Here is a 14,354-nt window from a genome sequence, read left to right as displayed (position 1 = left end):
TCAGCCCACCCGAGGCAGGCTGATCGTGGCGCGCAGCCCCTTTGCCTGGTTGGCCAGGACGATGTCGCCGCCGTGGTGGCGCACGATGGTGCGGGCGATCGACAGGCCCAGGCCGACGCCGCCGGTCTCCGGGTTGCGGGAGTTCTCGATCCGGAAGAACGGGGCGAAGACCTGCTCGCCCACGCCGTCCGGGATCCCCGGCCCGTCATCCTCGATCACGATCTCGACGCTGTCGCCGGTCCGCGCCAGGCGCACCCGGGCCCGCTCGCCATAGCGGACCGCGTTCTCGACCAGGTTGCGGATGGCGCGGCGCAGCGCGTCGGGCCGGCAGCGATAGCTGATCTTCGGCCCCTCGACGAAGGTGACGTCGCGGCCCAGCTCGGCCAGGTCGTCGCATAGGCTCTCCACCAGCGCCGACAGGTCGACGGCCCGGGTGCCCTCGGCCGTCGCCTCCTCGCGGGCGAAAGCAAGCGTCGCCTCGGTCATCTTCTGGACCTCGGCGATGGTCGCCAGCATCTTCTCCCGCTCCTCCGCATCGGCGACGAATTCGGCCCGGAGCCGCAGCGAGGTCAGCGGCGTACGCAGGTCGTGGCCGATCGCCGCCAGCATGCGCGTTCGGTCCTCGACGAAGCGCTGCAGCCGCTCCTGCATCCGGTTGAAGGCCTCAGCGGTGTTGCGGATGTCGTCCGGCCCGGCTTCCGGCAGCGGCACCACGGATTCGCCGCGGCCCAGCGCCTCGGCGGCGACGGCCAGCCGCCGCATCGGCCGGGCGATGCCGCGGGCGACGATGATGCCGAACACCGACAGCACGATCGCCGTGACCGCGACCGACACCACCGACTGGTTGGTCCAGATCGAGTTGCCGGTCGACTTGGCGTAGGCGCTGTTGAGCCAGGCGCCGCCGTCCAGCTGAACCGAAAGCCCCATGCCCCAGGCATTGTCGAGATAGAGGAACTTCGCCGGGCGCGACAGCGGCCAGGCATGGGACGGCACGTCCGCCCAGGGGGTGGTGACCGCCGCCGTGGCAGTGCCGATCCCGGGGATCTGGACCGACTCCTGCCGCTCCTCGGTCTTGTCCTTATCCTGCTTCGGGCCTTTCGGCCACGGGGTCAGGCTCGGCAGCGGCTTCGCCAGCTGGATCCAGGCCTCGCGCCGCCAGGCCATTGCGTCGCCCGGGCCGTCCGGCGAGACCCAGAAACGGGTATAGGAGGTGCCGCTGGCGCGCAGGATCTCCGCCTGCACGGCCGGCGGCGTGGCCTCCAGCACCCGGGCCAGCGACGCGGTGCGGCTGAAGAACTCGCTCTTGGCGGCGGCCTTCAGCGCCTGGCCGCGCTCGTCCCAGGAGATCAGGAAGCCGATGCCCTGCGACAGGGCGAGCGCCAGCAGCATCAGCCCGATGAACTGGGCCGCAAGGCTGCGCGTCCACAACCGCTTCATGCCGGCTCGACCTCCGCCACGAAGCTGTAGCCGCCGCCCCAATGGGTCTTGATCAGGGCCGGCGACTTGGGATCGGCCTCGATCTTCTTGCGCAGCCGGCTGACCTGGTTGTCGATGCTGCGGTCGAAGCTGTCGGCGGCGCGGCCGACGGTCAGGTCCAGCAGCTGGTCGCGGCTGAGCACCAGGCCGGCATGGTCGAGGAAGGCGTTCAGCAGCCGGAACTCCGCGGTGCTCAGCGGCACCGCGATGCCGTCGCGGCCGACCAGCTCGCGCCGGCCGACATCCAGCATCCAGCGGTCGAAGCGCAGCGCCTTCGCCTTCAGCCGGCCGCGCTGCGGCGGCAGGCTGTTGACCCGGCGCAGCACCGCCTTGATGCGGGCCAGCAGCTCGCGCGGGTTGAACGGTTTGGTGACGTAGTCGTCGGCGCCGATCTCCAGGCCGATGATGCGGTCCGTGTCCTCCACCATCGCGGTCAGCAGGATCACCGGCAGGTCGCTGGTGCCGCGCAGATAGCGGCAGAGGGAGAGGCCGTCCTCGCCCGGCATCATGACATCGAGGACGATCAGGTCCGGCGCGCTGCGCTCGAGCAGGCGCCGCAGCGCCGCCGCGCTCTCGGCGACGCTGACCCTGTAGCCGTGCTGGGACAGGTATTTGCCGACAAGGTCGCGGATGTCGCGGTGGTCGTCGACGACGGCGATGTGCGGTACGGATTCCATAGGCGAGCGCTCCACGGCCGAACATACCGAAAACCGCGCGGGACTCTGCGAAGGAAATTGTATCAGATTGTGTCGGACCGCGGCTTTGCGACACTCCGTGACTCAAAACCCGGTCCGGCGACAGATCCCTGCGACAGATGCCGCTCATAGTCGCCCCATCGGCGCAGCAGCGATGGTCGGAGGCATGTGGGGACTCGGACGGAACAGCCATAGCGGGTGGACGCCGGCGCGGCGGGCGGCGGGCCTCGGGCCGGATCGGGCCGAAGCGCCGCGGGCCGCCTTTGCCGCGGTGCTGTTCGCCGACATCGTCGGCTTCACCCGGCTGTGCGAGACGCTGGAGCCGGCCGGCACCTTCGCCCTCCTGTCCGGCTTCCACCACAGGATGGCGCAGGCGGTGGCGGGCCACGGCGCCGCCATTGCCGACCCGATCGGCGACGGAGTGATGGCGGTATGGTGCGGCCCGGCGCCGGCCGCGGCGCGCTCCGCCCTCCGCTGCGGCTTCGCCATGCTGGAGGCGATCGAGGATTGGAACCGGGCGCGCCGCGACGGCCTCCCTCTCAGGATCGGCGTCGGCCTGCATGCCGGCGCGGTGATGATCGGCCGGGTCGGCGCCGCCGGGCACGACAAGCTGGGCGCCTTCGGCGACACCGTGAACGTCGCCCATCGGCTGGAGCGGATGACCCGGACGCACCGGACCGACATCATCGTCTCGGATGATCTGTTCCAGGCGGTGGCCGACCATGCCCCGGCGGACAGCCGGCTGGCCCGGTTCCCCACCGTCCGGCGCACCCATATCCCCGGCCGGGCCGAAGGGCTGGCGATCCGTGCCGCCGTCCCGGCCTGAGCCGCGGCAGTGGGAAATCGTATCAAACTGTGCGTGCCGGACCGCGACGTGACATTCCGCGACAAACCCTCCGTCTCGTCGGCAAAGTTCTGCGACATACGGCCGGCATGCTGCCCGGGTCCTCAGCGAAAGGGATGACCCATGCACGACGCGACATCGATCCGGCCTGCCCGGCCGGACACCGCCGCCATTGCACCGGCGATCGATCCCGAGCACATCGAGCCCGGCTGGAGCCCGCCGGTGGAGCGGCTGGCCCTGAGCTGGGACGAGGTGGCGGCCAGCTGGCTCGCCGCCTGCGGATTGCTGGCGATCCTGGGCGTCGCCGCCATCATCGGCCGTGAGCCGGTCGGCGAGCCCGTGATCCTCTCGGCCGGGCTGCCCGGCGTCGGCCTGACGGCCGGCGCGGAGGATTGCCACGCTGCGGGGCCCGCCGACGGGACCGGTCTCTTCATCTTCGCCCCACCACCGCAGGGTGGCCCGGCGTGACCAGGCCGGCCCGACACCGATCGACCACCGACTGAACGGAGAGATGTTTCGTGATGACCTTGGCCCGTCCGGCCATGCTGCTGGCCGTCGCGGCGCTGCTCGGCGCCCCCTTGCCGTCCTTCGCACAAGATATGGGCGCGCAGGGCGCCGCCGCGGAGGGCGAGCGCGCCTTCCGCACGCGCTGCGCCTCCTGCCACAGCCTCGACCCCGGGCAGAACCGGGCCGGCCCCAGCCTGGCCGGCGTGGTCGGCCGCAAGGCCGGCAGCGTCGAGGGCGCCCGCTACTCCAAGGCCCTGCGCGAGTCCGGCGTCACCTGGAACGCGCAGTCGCTCGACGGCTTCCTGGCCGATCCGCGGAAGACGGTGCCCGGCACCACCATGACCGTCGCCCTGCGCGACGCCGCGCAGCGCGCCGCCATCATTGCCTATCTGAACGGCCGCTGAGACCGGGGCCGGACAGGAATTTGTATCAAACCGTGTCAGCGGGCCGTTTCGCGACGGCTCGCGACAAAGGCCGGGGCCGGCGGACAAGGTTCTGCGACAGCCGGCGTCCAGGCTTTCCTTCTTCATCAACCACAGGAGACGTGTCGTGCTCACCAAGATCCCCGTTCCGATCCTGGCCGGCCTCGCCCTGCTGGCCACCATCGGCACCGCGCTCGCCCAGGGTGACGGCTGCATCCAGCGGGACACCACCGCCGGGGCGCAGAGCACGCCTGCGACCACGCCGCCGCCGGCCCCGGCGTCGGATGCCCGCCAGAGCTGAGGCGGTGCGGGCACCGGCCGCCCGCCGGTGCCCGCGAACCGCGTGACGGCGTTCCGGTCCAACCCAGCCACCCCGCGAGGCAGCCATGGCCTTTACCTTGAGGATCAACGGTACCGAGCGCAGCGTCGACGTCGAGCCCGACACGCCCCTGTTGTGGGTGCTGCGGGAGCAGATCGGGCTGACCGGCACCAAATACGGCTGCGGCATCGCCCAGTGCGGCGCCTGCACCGTCCATATCGACGGCGTCGCTACACGCTCCTGTGCCATGCCGGTCAGCGCGATCGCGCCGGAGCAGGAGATCGTCACTATCGAGGGGCTGTCGCCCGACGGGTCGCATCCGGTGCAGAAGGCCTGGCTCGCCCTCGACGTGCCGCAATGCGGCTACTGCCAGACCGGCATGATCATGGCCGCGGCCGCGCTGTTGCAGCAGAACAAGAACCCGTCCGACGACGACATCGCCGCGGAGATGACGAACATCTGCCGCTGCGGCACCTACAACCGCGTCCGCGCGGCGATCAAGCTGGCCGCGGCCGACGGCGGCGCGGTCCAGAGCGGCTGAGGGAGGCGAGCATGACGATCGTGCAGAGCATTTCGCGCCGTGGCTTCATCGTCAGCGGCGCCGCCGCGATCGGCGGGCTGTCGCTCGGCTTCCGCGTGCCCTTCGCCGGCGAGGCCCTGGCCGCCGAGGCGGTGCCCGAGGTCAATGCCTGGGTCGTGATCCAGCCGGACGAGACCGTGGTGATCCGCATCGCCCGGTCGGAGATGGGGCAGGGCACCCTGACCGGACTGGCCCAGCTGGTGGCCGAGGAGCTGGGCTGCGACTGGTCCCGCGTCACCACCGAATACCCGACGCCGGGCCAGAACGTCGCCCGCGACCGGATCTGGGGCAATTTCTCCACCGGTGGCAGCCGCGGCATCCGCGAATCCCAGGACTATGTCCGCAAGGGCGGGGCGGCGGCGCGCGAGATGCTGGTCGCGGCCGCGGCGGCGGAATGGCAAGTGCCGGCGGCGGATTGCACGGTCGACAAGGGCGTGATCACCCATCGCGCCAGCGGCCGCAGCACCACCTTCGGCAAGGTGGCGACCGCCGCCGCGCGGCTGCAGCCGCCCGCCGAGGTCAGGCTGAAGGACCCGAAGGACTGGACCATCGCCGGCAAGCCGCTGCCTCGGCTGGACACGGCGGACAAGCTGACCGGCAAGCAGGTCTACGGCGCCGACATCGTCCGGCCCGGCATGCTGAACGCCGCGATCAAGGCCTGCCCGGTGTTCGGCGGCAAGGTGAAGAGCTTCGACGCCGCCGCCGTCGCCGGCATGCCGGGCGTGCGCCAGGTGGTGCAGGTCGACGACACGGCGGTGGCCGTGGTGGCCGATACCTGGTGGCGGGCGAAGACCGCGCTCGACGCCCTGCCGATCGTCTGGGATGAGGGGCCGAACACCGGGGTCACCAGCGCCTCGATCGCCGAGATGCTGGCGGCAGGGCTCGATGTGGACGACGCCTTCATCGGTAACCAGAAGGGCGATGCGCGCGCCGCGATCGCCGGCGCGGCGAAGACGGTGACGGCGGTCTACGCCTTCCCGTACCAGAACCACGCCACGATGGAGCCGATGAACGCCACCGCGGTGTGGACGCCGGAGCGCTGCGAGGTCTGGTGTCCGACCCAGAACGGCGAGGCGGCGCTGGCGGCCGCGGCCGCGGCGGCCGAGCTGCCGGTGCGGCAATGCGAGGTGTACAAGCTGCATCTCGGCGGCGGCTTCGGCCGGCGCGGCGCGTTCCAGGACTATGTGCGCCAGGCGGTGCTGATCGCGAAGCAGCTTCCCGGCACGCCGGTGAAGCTGCTGTGGTCGCGTGAGGAAGACATGCTGCACGGCGCGTACCATCCCACCACCCAGTGCAAGCTGACCGGGGCGCTCGATGCGGACGGCAACCTGACGGCGCTGCACATGCGGATCTCGGGCCAGTCGATCCTGGCGGCGGTCAGGCCCGAGGGCATGCAGGACGGCAAGGACCCGGTGGTGTTCCAGGGCCTCAACGACGGCGGGGCCGAGGGGGCCATCGGCTATACCGTGCCCAACCTGCTGGTCGACCACGCCATGCGCAACCCGCCGGTGCCGCCGGGCTTCTGGCGCGGCGTCAACCTGAACCAGAACGCGGTCTATCTCGAATGTTTCGTGGACGAGCTGGCCCATGCCGCCGGGCAGGACCCGCTCGCCTTCCGCCGAAAGCTGATGGCGAACCATCCGAAGCATCTGGCGGTGCTGGAGGCGGTGGCGGAAGGGATCGGCTGGGGCAGCCCGCCGCCGGAGGGCCGGCACCGTGGCCTGGCCCAGATCATGGGCTTCGGCAGCTATGTCGCGGCCGCGGCCGAGGTCTCGGTCACCGACGGTCAACTCAGGATCCACCGCATCGTCGCGGCCACCGATCCGGGCCATGCCGTCAACCCGGCGCAGATCGAGCGCCAGGTCGAAGGATCCTTCGTCTACGGCCTGTCCGCCTGCCTGCACGGCGAATGCACGGTCAATGGCGGCCGCATGGAGCAGGAGAACTTCGACACCTACAACGTGCTGCGCATGGACGAGATGCCGGCGGTGGAGACGATCATCATCCCCTCCGGCGGCTTCTGGGGCGGGGTCGGCGAGCCGACCATCGCGGTCGCGGCCCCGGCGGTGCTGAATGCGATCTTCGCCGCCACCGGCAAGCGCATCCGCACCCTGCCCCTGGCCAAGCACGATCTGAAGAGCGCATGACCATGCGCCGTGCCGTCGCGCCGGCCCTCCTCGCCATGCTGGCAGCCGCGGCTCCGGCCGCGGCGCAGCCTTCCGGCGCCGCTTCCTGCTCCGGCTGCCACGCGCCGGCCGGGGCGGGGCCGGTGCCGAGCCTGGAGGGCCGCCCGGCCGCGGAGATCGCCGCGGCGATGGCGGCGTTCCGCAGCGGCGAGCGGCCGGCGACCGTGATGGATCGAATCGCCAAAGGCTTCACGGATGAGGAAACGCGCGCGATCGCGGAGTGGCTCGCCAACGAGCGAGACCATGCCGGGCCGTAGGGCCGTCCTGCAGGGCCTCGCGGCCGGAGGGGCGGCGCTCTGGGCTCCTGCCGTGCTGGGGCAGGGGCCCAGGGCGCGGGTCGTGGTCGTCGGCGGCGGCTTCGGCGGGGCCAGCTGCGCCCGCGCCTTGCGGCACGAGGCCGGCGACCTGGCGGTGATGCTGGTCGAGCCGGAGGAGCGCTTCACCGCCTGCCCCTTCAGCAACGAGGTGATCGCGGGCCTGCGCGATCTCGACGCCCAGCGCTTCGGCTATGACGCGCTGCGGCGGGACGGCGTCGAGCTCGCGCGGCGCAGCGCCGTCGCGGTCGACCCCGCGGCGCGGCGGGTCCGGCTCGACGACGGCTCGACCCTGGACTACGACCGGCTGGTGCTGGCGCCGGGGATCGAGCTGCGCTTCGACGCGCTTCCCGGCTACGACCAGTCCGCAGCCGAAATCATGCCCCATGCCTGGAAGGCGGGTGACCAGACGCTGCTGCTGCGCCGGCAGCTGGAGGCGATGCCGGATGGCGGCGTGGTCGTGATCTCGGCCCCGCCCAACCCGTTCCGCTGTCCGCCCGGCCCCTATGAGCGGGCCAGCCTGATCGCGCATTATCTGAAGACGCAGAAGCCGCGCTCGAAGCTGATCGTCCTCGACGCCAAGGACGCGTTCTCGAAGCAGCGGCTGTTCCAGGCGGCGTGGGCGGCGCTGTATCCGGGGCTGCTGGAATGGGTGCCGCTGTCCTCCGGCGGCCGGGTGACCGAGGTCGATCCCGCGACGAAGATGCTGGTCACTGAATTCGACAGCCATCGAGCCGATGTCGCCAACGTCATCCCGCCGCAGCGGGCCGGCGCCATCGCCCAGGCCGCCGGCGTGGCCGACCAGACCGGCTGGTGCCCGATCGATCCGGTCACCTTCGAATCCCGGCTGCAGCCCGGCATCCATGTGATCGGCGATGCCGCGATCGCCGGCGCCATGCCAAAATCCGCCTTCGCCGCCAACGGCCAGGCCAAGGTCTGCGCCGCCGCCGTCGCCGCGATGCTGCGCGGCGAGACGCCGGGCGAGCAGAAGCTGGTCAACACCTGCTACAGCCTGATCGCGCCTGGCTACGGCATCTCGATCGCCGGGGTGTACCAGCCGGCCGACGGCCTCTTGCGCGAGGTCGAGGGTGCCGGCGGCACCAGCCCGCTCGACGCGCCGCCGGAGGTCCGGGAGATGGAGGCTCGTTACGCCCAGGCCTGGTTCGAGACCATCACCGGGGCGGTGTTCGGATGAGGGCGGCGTCCCTCGTCCTGGCCGCGATGGCCGCCGCCGCGCCGGCATCCGGGCAGCCGCTGCAACCCTATACCGTCGAGGGCGACGCCATCCCGGCGCCGCTCACCGGCCGGCCGGGCGACCCGGCCCGGGGCCAGGCGCTGATGGCCGACCGGCACCGCAGCCTGTGCTCGCTCTGCCACCCCGGCCCCTTCGCCCCGCCGCACCAGCAGGGCTCCCTGGCGCCGGACCTGCGCGGCATCGGCGCGCGTTTGAGCGAGGGCCAGCTGCGGCTGCGGCTGGTCGACATGAAGCGCCTGGTCCCGGGCTCGATCATGCCGTCCTACTATCGGGCGGACGGCTTCGAGCGCGTCGCCTCGGCCTGGCAGGGGAAGCCCGTGCTGACGGCCGAGGAGATCGAGGATTTGATCGCCTATCTCGCGACGCTGAAGGACTGAGGGATGGTCGAGGTTCGGTGCAACACCCGATCTCCAACACCGTCATTGCGAGGAGGCGCAGCCGACGAAGCAATCCAGGGGCCGGAGCGAGCCGCCCCTGGATTGCTTCGCTGCGCTCGCAATGACGATATTGGAGTTCCTGAACGGTTCTCGCTCGGTCGCCGTGGCCTCCTAGCAGCCGGCGCGGGCCTGGCCGTGCTGGTGCTGGCGCCATCGCCGGCCCGCGCCCGCCCGTCGCTGGAGGAGGCCATCCGCGGCTTCGCCGGCGAGGCGGAGATCCGGCCGGGCCGGGTCCGGTTCGACATCCCGCCTCTGGTCGAGAACGGCAACGCCGTCGGCATCACGGTGGCGGTGGACAGCCCGATGACCGAGGCCGACCACGTCCGCCGCATCGCCCTGTTCAACGAGAAGAACCCGCAGGCCGGCGTCGCGATCTTCCATCTCGGCCCGCGGTCCGGCCGGGCCAGCGTGTCGACCCGGATCCGCCTCGCCGACTCCCAGACCGTGGTCGCGCTGGCGGAGATGAGCGACGGCACCGTCTGGTCGGCCGAGGCGGATGTGATCGTGACGCTCGCCGCCTGCATCGAGGACCTGACGTGACCAAGCCGCTGATCAACGCGCCGAAGACCGCCCGCCGCGGCGAGGTGATCGAGATCAAGACGATGATCGCGCACAAGATGGAGACCGGCTTTCGCCTCGGTGCCGACCGCCGGCCGATCCCGCGTGACATCATCCATCGCTTCACCTGCACCTATAACGGCGTCGAGGTGTTCTCGGCCGAGCTGTTCCCGGCCGTCTCCGCCAACCCCTTTATCGCCTTCACCACCGTGGCCACGGAGTCAGGGACGCTCGACTTCGCCTGGACCGACGACCACGGCAGCACCGAGACGGCGTCGGTCGAGATCACCGTCACCTGATGCGGCGCGCGTTCCTGTTGCTCGGCATGGTCCTGGCGGTCGGCGGCCAGGCCCCGAATGCCGACCGGCGCTCGGGCTTCGACTTCATGGCGCCGGAGACGCAGGCGCTGCAGCGGGACGACGCCGCCAACCCCGGCATGCTGTGGGTGATACAGGGCGAGGCGCTGTGGCAGCAGCCGGAGGGTGCGGCCGGCAAATCTTGCGCCGATTGCCATGGCGATGCGGCCGGCAGCATGCGCGGCGTCGCCGCCCGCTACCCAGCGTTCGACACGGCGAACGGCCGGCCGGTCGACCTGCAGGGACGGGTCAACCAGTGCCGTATGGCGCGGCAGGGCGCGCCGCCCTTCGACCACGAAAGCGAGGAGCTGCTGGCGCTGACCGCCTATATCGCCCACCAGTCGCGCGGGATGCCGGTCGAGCCCGTCGACGATGATCGGCTGACGCCGTTTCTGGAAGACGGGCGCCAGCTGTTCGAGCGGCGGATCGGCCAGCTCGATCTGTCCTGCGCCGCCTGCCACGACCAGCGCTGGGGGCAGAGGCTGGGCGGCAGCGCGATCCCGCAGGCGCATCCGACCGGCTATCCGATCTACCGGCTGGAATGGCAGTCGGTCGGGTCGCTGCAGCGACGGATGCGCAACTGCATGATCGGGGTGCGGGCCGAGCCCTACGCCTGGGGCGCGCCGGAGTTCACGGCGCTCGAGCTCTATCTGCGGTCACGCGCCGCAGGGCTGCCGGTCGAAACCCCGGGGGTGCGTCCATAGAGTCGACGCAGGCGCTACCCCTTGCGCTCCTGCAGGATGTTGCCGCCATCGACCACCAGCACCGCGCCGTTGACGTAGCTGGCGGCGTCGGAGGCGAGGAACACCACCGCCGCCGCCACCTCCTCGGGCCGGCCCGCCCGGCCGGGCGGCGTGTTGCGCGCGGCGGCGCGCTCCTCCGGCGTCGAGGCGCCGGTCTCGATCCAGCCCGGCGCGACGGCATTGGCGGTGACGCCGGCGCGGGCGACCTCCAGGGCCAGCGCGCGGGTCAGGCCGACCATGCCGGCCTTGGCGGCGGAATAGGCGGCTTCGCCTGGATTGGACACGTAGGGGCCGGTGACGGAGGCGATGTTGACCACGCGCCCGTGCCCGGCCTCGAGCATCGGCGGCAGGAAGGCGCGGGTGACGAGGAACGCCGTCTTCAGGCTGGCGTCGAGGCTGCGGTCCCAGTCGGCCTCGTCCAGCTCCGCGAAGCGGCGCTGCAGCGCCGGCTGGCCGACGGATCCCATGCCGGCGTTGTTGACCAGGATGTCGACCGGGCCAATCGACGCGCGCAGCGTTTCGACCTCTCCCGGGCGGGTCAGGTTCGCGATCCCGGCGCGGACCTCTATTCCCTCCGTCCGCAGCGACTCGGCCCGCTCGTGGATGCGGGCGGTCGTGGCGGTGATGGCGACCGACAGGCCGGCCCGGCCGAGGGCGCGGGCGACGGCGATGCCGATCCCGTCTGCCGCGCCGGCGCCGGTCACCAGGGCGGTCCTCGACCGCCGAAAGGGATGGTCCATCGTCGTCTCCCGGATCGCGATCAGTAGCCGGCGGTCACGCCGAAATCGATCGGCAGCGCCGCGCCGGTGATCGGCGCCGCGCCCGGCTGGCACAGATAGTGGATGAAGCCGGCGATCTCCTCCGCCCGGATGAAGCGGGCCGCGTCCCCCTGCGGGTAATGGCCGAGCAGGCGGCGCTTGTAGCCGTCGGGATCGCCGCCGCCATAGGCGGAGGCCTGATGCTCGATCATCGGCGTCGCCACATCGCTCGGGCACACCGCATTGACCCGGATGCCCCGCGGCGCGAGCTCCAGCGCCAAGGCCTTGCTCAGCAGCACCAGCCCGCCCTTCGAGGCGCAGTAGACCGCGGCGCCGCTGTTGCCGACGAGGCCGGCATCGGAGGCGATGTTGACGATCGCCCCGCGCGCCGCCGCGAGAACCGGGATCGCCGCTGAGATCAGGAAGAAGGCGCCCTTCAGATTGACGTCGAGCACGCGGTCCCAATCCGGCTCGGCCACGGATTCCGCGGGCCCTTCGAGCCAGACTCCGGCCGCGTTGACCAGGACATTCAGGCCGCCCGCCCAGTCCGCCGCCCGCGCCACCGTCTCGCGGCAGGCGGCGACCGAGCGGATGTCGAGCGGCAGGTCGAGGACTGCGGCGCCCGCCGCGGCGACCCGGGCGACCGCGTCGTCGAGCTTCGCTCCCGGCAGGTCGGCCAGGATCACGCGGGCGCCGTCCGCGGCGAAGCGCAGCGCGGTCGCCAGACCCATTCCGCCGGCGCCCCCGGCGATCAGCACAGCCTGCTGTGTCATTTCGGACGATCTCCCCTGTACCTGGTCGTCATGCCGCCGCGACCGATCAGCGCGCCGGCGCAGTCCAGTCGGCGAAGCCCTGGCCGGAATCGGCCAGGCGGCGCAGCAGCGGCGCCGGGGCCAGGCTCGGCTCGCCGCGGGCGGCGGCGAAGGCCTCCAGCCGGGCGGCGACGGTCTTCAAGCCGACATGATCGGCGTAGAACATCGGACCGCCGCGCCAGGCCGGCCAGCCATAGCCGTTCACCCAGATCACGTCGATGTCGCCGGGGCGGGCGGCGATGCCCTCCTCCAGGATCCGCGCGCCCTCATTGACCATCGGATAGACCAGCCGCTCGACGATCTCCTCGGCCGGGATCGCCCGGCGGGCGACACCCAGCCGGGCCGAGACCTGCTCCAGCAGCCTCTCCACCTCCGGGTCGCGCACGCCGCTGCGGGCGCCTTCGGGGTAGAGGTAATAGCCGCGGCCGGCCTTCTGGCCCAGGCGCCCGGCCTCGCACAGCGCGTCGGCCACGGGCGCGGTCTGGCCCAGCGCCTTGCGGTTGCGCCAGGCGATGTCCAGCCCGGCCAGGTCGCTGACCGCGAAGGGCCCCATGCGGAAGCCGAACTGGGTCAGGGCGGCGTCGACCTCATGCGGCAGCGCGCCCTCGATCAGCAGGCGTTCCGCCTCCTGGGTGCGGCGGGCCAGCATGCGATTGCCGACGAAGCCGCGGCAGACGCCGACCACCACCGGCACCTTGCCCAGCCGCTTGCCCAGGTCGATCGCGGTCGCCAGCACCTCCGGCGCGGTCGCCCGGCCGCGCACCACCTCCAGCAGGCGCATGACATTGGCCGGGCTGAAGAAATGCAGCCCCAGCACGTCGCCGGGCCGGGCGGTCGCGGCGGCGATCGCATCGACATCGAGATAGGAGGTGTTGGTGGCCAGGATCGCGCCCGGCTTCGCCACCCGGTCCAGCGTGCCGAAGATCTGCCGCTTCAGATCCATGTCCTCGAAGGCGGCCTCGACCACAAGATCGGCGTCCGACGCGGCATCGAGCCCGACCTTGCCGGTTAGCAGCGCTAGGCGCCGGTCCCGCTCCTCCGCCGACAAGCTGCCGCGCTGCACGGAGGAGGTGTAGGTCTTGGCGATGCGGTCCAGGCCGCGGGCCAGCTGCTCCTCGCCGGTCTCGATCACCGTGACCGGGATGCCGGCATTGGCGAAGCAGATGGCGATGCCGGCGCCCATGGTGCCGGCGCCGATCACCGCGGCCCGGCCGACCGGCCGCCGCGGCGTGTCCTTGGCCAGGCCCGGCACCCGCGCGCTCTCGCGCTCGGCGAAGAAGGCGTGGCGCAGGGCCTTGGACCGGTCGTCGGCGACGAGCTCGACGAAGCGGGCGCGCTCCAACGCCCGGCCGGCCTCGAATGTTTCGGTGAAGGCGGCGCGCACGGCCTCGGCCAGGGCGGCGATGTTGGGCAGCTCCGGGCTGCGCTTCAGCGCTCCGGCCGCCGCCTGCTCGAAGGCCTCGCGGCCGCCGGGCTGCAGGTGCCGGTCCAGGTCGCGGGTCCGCCGCTTCGTGCCGGCTGCGGCCAGCTCCAGCGCCCTGGCCTTGGCCGCGGCCAGCAGGTCGCCCTCGGCCACCGCGTCGACGATGCCGAGCGCGAGCGCCTTGGCGGCGGGGACGGGATTGCCCTCGGCCATCAGCTTGAAGGCCGGTGCGGCGCCGATCAGCCGCGGCAGCCGCTGGGTGCCGCCGGCGCCGGGGATCAGGCCCAGCTTGACCTCGGGCAGACCCAGCGTCGCCGGCGGGCCGGCGATGCGGGCGTGGCAGCCCAGCGCCACTTCCAGACCGCCGCCCAGGGCTGCGCCGCCGATCGCCGCCACGATCGGCTTGCCGACCGAATCGAAGGCGTCGATGACCTCGGGCAGGGAGGGCGGCACCGGCGGCCTGCCGAATTCGGAGATATCGGCGCCGGCGATGAAGGTGCGGCCCTCGGCGGCGATGACGATGGCGCGCACCGCCGGGTCGGCATCGGCGCGCCGAACCGATTCGGCCAGGCCGGCGCGCACCCCGGCATCCAGGGCGTTGACCGGCGGGTTGGCGATGGTGACGACCGCGACCCCGTCCTCTGCGGCGTAACGCACCTTCTCCATCGG

The 14,354-nt window shown here is 72.0% G+C and carries 17 protein-coding genes; 12 read left to right on the top strand and 5 right to left on the bottom strand.

The annotated features are described in order from the left end of the window. Positions 1–1,437, bottom strand: coding sequence for a sensor histidine kinase (locus tag KXR53_RS10085; RefSeq protein ID WP_437374996.1), 1,437 nt, complete (start codon positions 1,435–1,437; stop codon positions 1–3). Beyond that, the gene (locus KXR53_RS10080) at positions 1,434–2,153 is read right to left on the bottom strand and encodes a response regulator (protein ID WP_437374995.1); all 720 of its coding nucleotides are present in this window, start codon (positions 2,151–2,153) and stop codon (positions 1,434–1,436) included. Before KXR53_RS10080 ends, KXR53_RS10085 begins: the two co-directional genes overlap by 4 nt. 184 nt (positions 2,154–2,337) lie before the next feature. Between KXR53_RS10080 and KXR53_RS10075 the strand changes: the two genes are divergently transcribed. From KXR53_RS10075 to soxA, 12 genes are all read left to right on the top strand, one after another. Further along, positions 2,338–2,997, top strand: a complete 660-nt coding sequence (locus KXR53_RS10075; RefSeq protein ID WP_437374994.1) for an adenylate/guanylate cyclase domain-containing protein — start codon at positions 2,338–2,340, stop codon at positions 2,995–2,997. Positions 2,998–3,138: 141 nt separating this feature from the next. Continuing rightward, positions 3,139–3,483 (top strand): hypothetical protein, encoded by a 345-nt coding sequence (locus KXR53_RS10070; protein WP_437374993.1) that lies wholly within the window; start codon positions 3,139–3,141, stop codon positions 3,481–3,483. A gap of 53 nt (positions 3,484–3,536) precedes the next feature. Then, positions 3,537–3,926, top strand: a complete 390-nt coding sequence (locus tag KXR53_RS10065) for a c-type cytochrome (protein ID WP_437374992.1) — start codon at positions 3,537–3,539, stop codon at positions 3,924–3,926. A gap of 145 nt (positions 3,927–4,071) precedes the next feature. Then, positions 4,072–4,245, top strand: coding sequence for a hypothetical protein (locus KXR53_RS10060; RefSeq protein WP_437374991.1), 174 nt, complete (start codon positions 4,072–4,074; stop codon positions 4,243–4,245). An 85-nt stretch (positions 4,246–4,330) separates the two neighbouring features. Beyond that, positions 4,331–4,804: a (2Fe-2S)-binding protein gene (locus KXR53_RS10055; RefSeq protein WP_437374990.1), complete on the top strand. Its 474-nt coding sequence runs from the start codon at positions 4,331–4,333 to the stop codon at positions 4,802–4,804. Positions 4,805–4,815: 11 nt separating this feature from the next. After that, on the top strand, positions 4,816–6,990 hold the full coding sequence (locus KXR53_RS10050; RefSeq protein ID WP_437374989.1) for a molybdopterin cofactor-binding domain-containing protein: 2,175 nt from the start codon (positions 4,816–4,818) through the stop codon (positions 6,988–6,990). After that, positions 6,987–7,286 (top strand): c-type cytochrome, encoded by a 300-nt coding sequence (locus KXR53_RS10045; protein ID WP_437374988.1) that lies wholly within the window; start codon positions 6,987–6,989, stop codon positions 7,284–7,286. The genes KXR53_RS10050 and KXR53_RS10045 overlap by 4 nt, the downstream gene beginning before the upstream one ends. Further along, on the top strand, positions 7,273–8,538 hold the full coding sequence (locus KXR53_RS10040) for an FCSD flavin-binding domain-containing protein (RefSeq protein WP_437374987.1): 1,266 nt from the start codon (positions 7,273–7,275) through the stop codon (positions 8,536–8,538). Before KXR53_RS10045 ends, KXR53_RS10040 begins: the two co-directional genes overlap by 14 nt. After that, the gene (locus KXR53_RS10035) at positions 8,535–8,975 is read left to right on the top strand and encodes a c-type cytochrome (RefSeq protein WP_437374986.1); all 441 of its coding nucleotides are present in this window, start codon (positions 8,535–8,537) and stop codon (positions 8,973–8,975) included. Before KXR53_RS10040 ends, KXR53_RS10035 begins: the two co-directional genes overlap by 4 nt. Positions 8,976–8,978: 3 nt before the next feature. After that, positions 8,979–9,575: a SoxY-related AACIE arm protein gene (locus tag KXR53_RS10030; RefSeq protein WP_437374985.1), complete on the top strand. Its 597-nt coding sequence runs from the start codon at positions 8,979–8,981 to the stop codon at positions 9,573–9,575. Continuing rightward, positions 9,572–9,892 carry a thiosulfate oxidation carrier complex protein SoxZ gene (gene soxZ, locus KXR53_RS10025; RefSeq protein WP_437374984.1) on the top strand — a complete coding sequence of 107 codons (321 nt, stop codon included), beginning with the start codon at positions 9,572–9,574 and terminating at the stop codon, positions 9,890–9,892. The genes KXR53_RS10030 and soxZ overlap by 4 nt, the downstream gene beginning before the upstream one ends. Continuing rightward, positions 9,892–10,653, top strand: a complete 762-nt coding sequence (soxA, locus tag KXR53_RS10020; RefSeq protein WP_437374983.1) for a sulfur oxidation c-type cytochrome SoxA — start codon at positions 9,892–9,894, stop codon at positions 10,651–10,653. Before soxZ ends, soxA begins: the two co-directional genes overlap by 1 nt. Positions 10,654–10,667: 14 nt before the next feature. On the opposite strand, the gene KXR53_RS10015 is transcribed toward soxA, so the two are convergent. Genes KXR53_RS10015 through KXR53_RS10005 form a run of 3 tightly spaced genes read right to left on the bottom strand, consistent with a single transcriptional unit; the run spans position 10,668 to position 14,351 of the window. Beyond that, the gene (locus KXR53_RS10015; RefSeq protein WP_437374982.1) at positions 10,668–11,432 is read right to left on the bottom strand and encodes an SDR family oxidoreductase; all 765 of its coding nucleotides are present in this window, start codon (positions 11,430–11,432) and stop codon (positions 10,668–10,670) included. 20 nt (positions 11,433–11,452) lie between these two features. Then, positions 11,453–12,223, bottom strand: coding sequence for an SDR family NAD(P)-dependent oxidoreductase (locus KXR53_RS10010; protein ID WP_437374981.1), 771 nt, complete (start codon positions 12,221–12,223; stop codon positions 11,453–11,455). A gap of 46 nt (positions 12,224–12,269) precedes the next feature. Further along, positions 12,270–14,351: a 3-hydroxyacyl-CoA dehydrogenase NAD-binding domain-containing protein gene (locus KXR53_RS10005; RefSeq protein ID WP_437374980.1), complete on the bottom strand. Its 2,082-nt coding sequence runs from the start codon at positions 14,349–14,351 to the stop codon at positions 12,270–12,272. Positions 14,352–14,354: the final 3 nt, after the last annotated feature.

This window comes from Inquilinus limosus, from assembly GCF_051487185.1.
Classification (GTDB): Bacteria; Pseudomonadota; Alphaproteobacteria; order DSM-16000; family Inquilinaceae; genus Inquilinus; species Inquilinus limosus_F.
Note: the sequence above shows the minus strand (reverse complement) of the source record. Positions and strands in the feature narration are given on the sequence as shown.